The 4,706-nt window shown below is 70.5% G+C and carries 3 protein-coding genes and 1 pseudogene; 3 read left to right on the top strand and 1 reads right to left on the bottom strand.

The window, feature by feature from the left end; translation table 11 throughout:
- The 3 genes and pseudogenes from G3N92_RS30970 to G3N92_RS30980 all read left to right on the top strand — a co-directional run.
- Positions 1-666 (top strand): annotated as a pseudogene (locus tag G3N92_RS30970) (hypothetical protein); the annotation flags it as partial.
- Positions 663-1,151 carry a hypothetical protein gene (locus G3N92_RS30975; protein WP_206131356.1) on the top strand — a complete coding sequence of 163 codons (489 nt, stop codon included), beginning with the start codon at positions 663-665 and terminating at the stop codon, positions 1,149-1,151. The pseudogene G3N92_RS30970 and the gene G3N92_RS30975, both read left to right, overlap by 4 nt.
- Complete coding sequence (locus G3N92_RS30980; RefSeq protein ID WP_206131357.1) at positions 1,148-1,399, top strand: PAAR domain-containing protein; 252 nt, start codon at positions 1,148-1,150, stop codon at positions 1,397-1,399. Before G3N92_RS30975 ends, G3N92_RS30980 begins: the two co-directional genes overlap by 4 nt.
- A gap of 232 nt (positions 1,400-1,631) precedes the next feature.
- Here G3N92_RS30980 and G3N92_RS30985 read toward each other — a convergent pair.
- Positions 1,632-4,706, bottom strand: a 3,075-nt coding sequence (locus tag G3N92_RS30985; protein WP_206131358.1) for a type III effector protein, incomplete at its 5' end; no start/stop codon positions are given.

Below are 4,706 nucleotides of genomic sequence, written 5' to 3' on the forward strand. Positions count from 1 at the left end.
AGTGCGCCGGCGGCCTCCGCCGCCAAACCCGCTCCGGCCCCGGCCCCGGCTGCATCGTCCGCGCCGGCTGCGAAGCCGCCGGCCCCGGCCCCCGTCAAGATGGCCCGCAACGACAACGGTCACCCGGTGGCCGTGGCGCAGGCCGCCGACGTCGCGCCGCCGTCCGGCGATCCGAAGCAGAAGATGTACGAGATCGCGCGCGCCGACGCGAAATACGGCAAGAAGCAGGCGAGCTTCAGCGGGCCGGGCGCGGTGCAGAAGGCCAAGCATGGTCAGCCGATCTACGGCGTCAGCAAGCCGCCCAACGTCTCCACCGGCGAATGCTGGAAGTATGTGAAGATTGCGCTCCAGGCTTCGGGCATGGTGGATTTCTATCCGGCCAGCGCCGAAGCCAAGGACGCCGGCAACGATCTGAAAAAGGCAGGATTCCGGAACGTGCTGTCCGATCCGGCCTATCACATCGCGAGCCCGTACGATGCGCCCGAAGGCGCGGTGATCGTCTACGACACCACCGACGGCACCAAGCACGGGCACGCCGAAATCGTGCTGCCGGGGCATCAGTTCGCGAGCGACTACATCAGCCCGAACAGCCGCGTCATGCGCAAGAACGAAAAGCCCACCCTGATCGGGAAGGGCAGAAAGGTCATAGGAGTGTGGATCAAATGAAGTCGATGACATGCGCGGCGGCCGGGCTGGCGCTGCTGCTGGGCGGCATGGCGGGTGTGGCGGCGGCCGATCAGGGCGCGCAGGATCCGTTCGGCGCGTTCCAGAGCCGCTTCGGCGGCAATCAGTCGTTCGCCTGCAAGGCGCCCGGCGGCAAGACGCTGAACCTCAACGTCGGCATGCCGCAGGCCGACAACGATCAAATGAAGGCCGTGCCGCGCGCGCAGTGGGATCACGTGCTGTCGATCTACCTGTCGCATGGAACGGGCGGCAAGATCGAGGCGTCGTGGGGCGCGCCGAGTTTCGATGCGTCCGGGGCGTCCATGTCGATCCGCCTGCAAAGCGGCAAGACGCTGGTGTTTCAGCGCACCCGCGCGATCCCCGATCCCGATGCCGACGCGCAGCATTTCGACCGCAAGCCGTACTTCGACCTGAGCATCGACGGCGGCCCGAAGCTGCCGTGCAGCCAGGTGTTCAACGCGTCATGATCGACCTGATCCGGCTCGGCGACACGCTCGAACATGGCGGCGAGGTGCTGGCCGCCTCCACCGACATGCGCTACGGCGGCCGGCCGGTGGCGCGCCTGGGCGACGCGGTCAAGTGCCAGCGTCACCCGGACGTTCATCCGAACGCGATCGCCCAGGGCGACGCCGCGATCACCGATCACGGTGTGCCGTGCGCGCGTAACGGCCATCAGGCGAATTGCGGCTGCCGGCTGATCACCAGCATCGCCTGACGGCATCCCGGCGTTCTGCCGAACCGCCGGCACCATGGCGGGCGAAACCACGGAACCTGCCGTTTGAACGCGAGGCGGCGGGGTAGCCGCTGGCCGCCGGCCGCGCCGAAGGTCGCTTCGCACCTCGGCAGGCGCCCGTCGATCCGGCCGCCGCCTCTCCAGGCCGACCCAACGGAATCGGGCGTCGGCGCTCTCGAGCGAGGCCGCGTGCTGCGGCCTCGCCGCGCTGGCATCAACTGCGCGGCGAGTCGCGCAACACCGTCTGAAAGCCGATGTCGCGCGACTCGGCATGAAACATCGCGCTCGCGTTGATCTCGCGCGTCCTGCCGACGATGGCCGCGAAGGCGTCCAGCAGCGGCCGGCCTTCGCCGCACAGGTAGGCGGTGCGCTCGCGGATCGTACGCGCGCCCTCGAGCCGCGCCTTCGCGGCCGCCAGATCGACGCCGGCCAGGCTCACCTCGTCGGCCAGCGATGCGGCCCCGGCCGCCGGCGCCGCGGCGGCCGTCGAGCCGGGCGCGTGCCGCTGTACCTGCCGCGCCGTTTCGGCCACGCGCTGGAACGGCGCCGACGCGTAATACCGGAAGAACTCGTTGGTCTTCGGGGCATCCGCGACCGGCGTGCCGCCCTGTGCGGCCTGCGCCTTGGCGCCGAGGAAGTCGGCGTAGCGCTGCACGGTGTCGACGATCGTCGAGGCGGTGGCGAAATAGCCGTTGCGCACGCGCGGATTCGCGTCGAACAGCGCGGCCAGCCCCTCGGGCGTGGCGGCGTCCGGATGGTCGAGCAGCGCGGCGAGCTTCGGATGCTGCAGCATCAGGTAGCTGAGGTCCGAGCCCATGATCTCGCCCTCGAAGCCCTGCGCGGAATCGGTATGCGAGATGCCCGGCGTGAACAGGCCGACGTGGGTCGGCACCGTCACCGAGAGGTTGAGGCCGGCGTTCTGGTTGTTGAGCACGCGCACATATTGCAGATGCGTCGAGCCGATGCCGAGCCCCGGCGGCTGCCGGAACTTCATCACGATCGAGCTGCCTTCGGACGCGTCGAACACGAGCCCCTGCATCTGCCGCGCGATCTCGGCGCTGTCGATCTTCGGCTGGTCGGTGGCGAGCGCCTCGTTGAGCCGGCCCACCGCGGCGCGCACCGCCGCCTGCAACGCCACGCCCGCCAGCGGCTTGCCCGCGTTCGCGGTCAGCGTGATCTGCCAGAACTTGCCGACCCGGCTCGGGTTGATCTGGTGGTCGGCGTAGAGGAATTTCGCTTCGGCGCTGAGCGTCATGCCACCCGCGTCGTTGGCGATGCTGACCGGCCCGAGCGACTTCTGCCAATGGCCGAGCAGCGCGCCGAGCGCGTTCGCTTGCGCGCCGCCCGAGGCGGTGCCGCGCACCAGCACGTCCCAGCGCTGCCACAGCGCCTGCTCCTTGAGCGGGCCGCCCTTCTGCACGTCGTGCTTCTTCATCGGCAGGTAGAGGCGGTCGAGCAGCTCGCGCGCTTCCGCGTAGCTGCGGTCGGCCTGCCGCGCGGCATGCGCATGCTCGGTATCGCCGTGCGAGAGGCGTTCCTTCGCGATGCCGAGATGTGTGCCGACCGCGCCGAGCGCGAGGCTGATGCTCGCCTGGCTGGCCGCGACGAATTTTTCCGGATTGGCGAGCGCGTCGGCGCGCGCGTAGCCGCCGTGCCAGACTTCCGTGTTGACGCGCTCGAAGGCCTCGGCGCGCAGCGTGTCCAACTGCTCGCGCGCCGCCTTGGGCAGCGCACGGTCGCTGCGCGCGAGCAGCGTGGCGGCTTCCTCGATGAAGTTCAGGTACAGGTGCTTGAGGCCTTCGGCCTCCGCGCCGGCCTGATCCAACTGCCCGATCGCGGGATGGGCGATCGCGTTGCGGAACTGCGCCGGGATCGATGCGGCCTCGCCATACAGCGCGGCGACGCCCGCGTCGAGCGGCGGCAGCGGGCCTTCGGCGCCCTGCAGGCGGGCGCGCATCAGGTCGTAGAGGCGCAGCGTGGGCGGCGGCGCGCCGGTGTACGACGCGTCGAGCTGCTGGTGGATCGCCAGCGTCGCCTTCAGATCCTTGTGATGCGCCGGATCGAGGATCTGGTGCGGCGCGTTGGCCGTCTCGGTGAAGAACTGCAGCAGGTCGCCGCGCGCGAGCAGGTCGAAATTGCCGCCCGCGCCGAGGTTCGGGTTGCCGCTGGTGGCGCGGCCGAGGCTGGCGTCGACGGCGAGCGTCGCCTCGCGGAACGCCACGCTGCGATCGGCGTAGGCGACCGAATCGGGCACGTCGCGGCGCGTCGAGGGCGGCAGCGGTTGCCGGGCCGCCAGGCGCTGGCGCAGCACGTCGCCGGCGGCGGGGTAGGCCTGCGAGACGATCGCGTCGAAGATCGGCTGGCCGCCGCGGGCTTGCTGCGCCTCGTCGAGCATCATCGCCAGCATCGCGACCTTCACGCCGTTGAAGCCCTTGGCGAGCTTCCGGTCGTTCAGGAAATACGGCCGTTCCGGCGCCTGCGCGTAGTTGCGGTTGACGCCGTGCGAAATCGCGTCCTTGACGTGTTCCCAGCCGTGCACGAGCTTGCGCGTCTTCGGGCCGGAGCCGGTGATCCACGCGCGGTTCGCATCCATGTTGGCGACCAGCTTCACGAGTTCGCGCAGGTCGTCGTGCTCGAAGTAGGTGCCGCCCGCGGCATACGCGGCCTGGCCGTTCAGCTTGGCGGCCCAGTTCGCGAGGCTGGTGCCCGCGCCGCCCTGCAGCGCGACGGTATACGACTCCCAGAAATCGATGTCGCGGTCGTCGTCGGAGAAGAAGGTCCGGCCGGCGGATGCGCTGCCGCCCACGTTGCCGACGCCGACCGAATACTCGAGGCTCGCGCCGGTGTTGGTCGCGACGTTCGGCCCCGACACGCCCTGGCCGATGCCGGGCGCGACGCGTTCGAGCCGGGCCGCCTCGCGCTCGGCGTAATGCGCCATCAAGTCCGGCGCCGCCGCGCTCAGGTGGGTGCGCTTGAGCTCCGTCATCAGGCCGGCGATCAGGAAATACGACGTGGCGCACTCGCGGGCCGTCGTGCCGCCCGTGCCCGCGCCGTGATTGAGGTGGTCGCGATCGAGGTAGCGCGCCAGCACGCGGGCGGTGCGCGCGGCGCGCGCGAAGCCGTCGCGCACGGCGAGGCCGCGCTGGTCCGGCCGCAGGTTGATATTGGCGGCCGTCGCGCCGATCGCGGCGAGATCGCTCGCGAGCCGTTCGCGCAGACGCGTGGCCGAGCCCGTCACGGGAAGCTCGGGCAGCGCCTGGGCCAGCGCGGCGACCGTCTGTTCGAGGTG

Source organism: Burkholderia sp. Ac-20379 (assembly GCF_017104645.1).
GTDB lineage: Bacteria > Pseudomonadota > Gammaproteobacteria > Burkholderiales > Burkholderiaceae > Burkholderia.

What these genes read in the sequence shown, in the direction of transcription:
- G3N92_RS30975 (WP_206131356.1), top strand. Translation starts at nt 663, where the DNA reads ATGAAGTCGATGACATGCGCGGCGGCCGGGCTGGCGCTGCTGCTGGGC.
- G3N92_RS30980 (WP_206131357.1), top strand. Translation starts at nt 1,148, where the DNA reads ATGATCGACCTGATCCGGCTCGGCGACACGCTCGAACATGGCGGCGAG.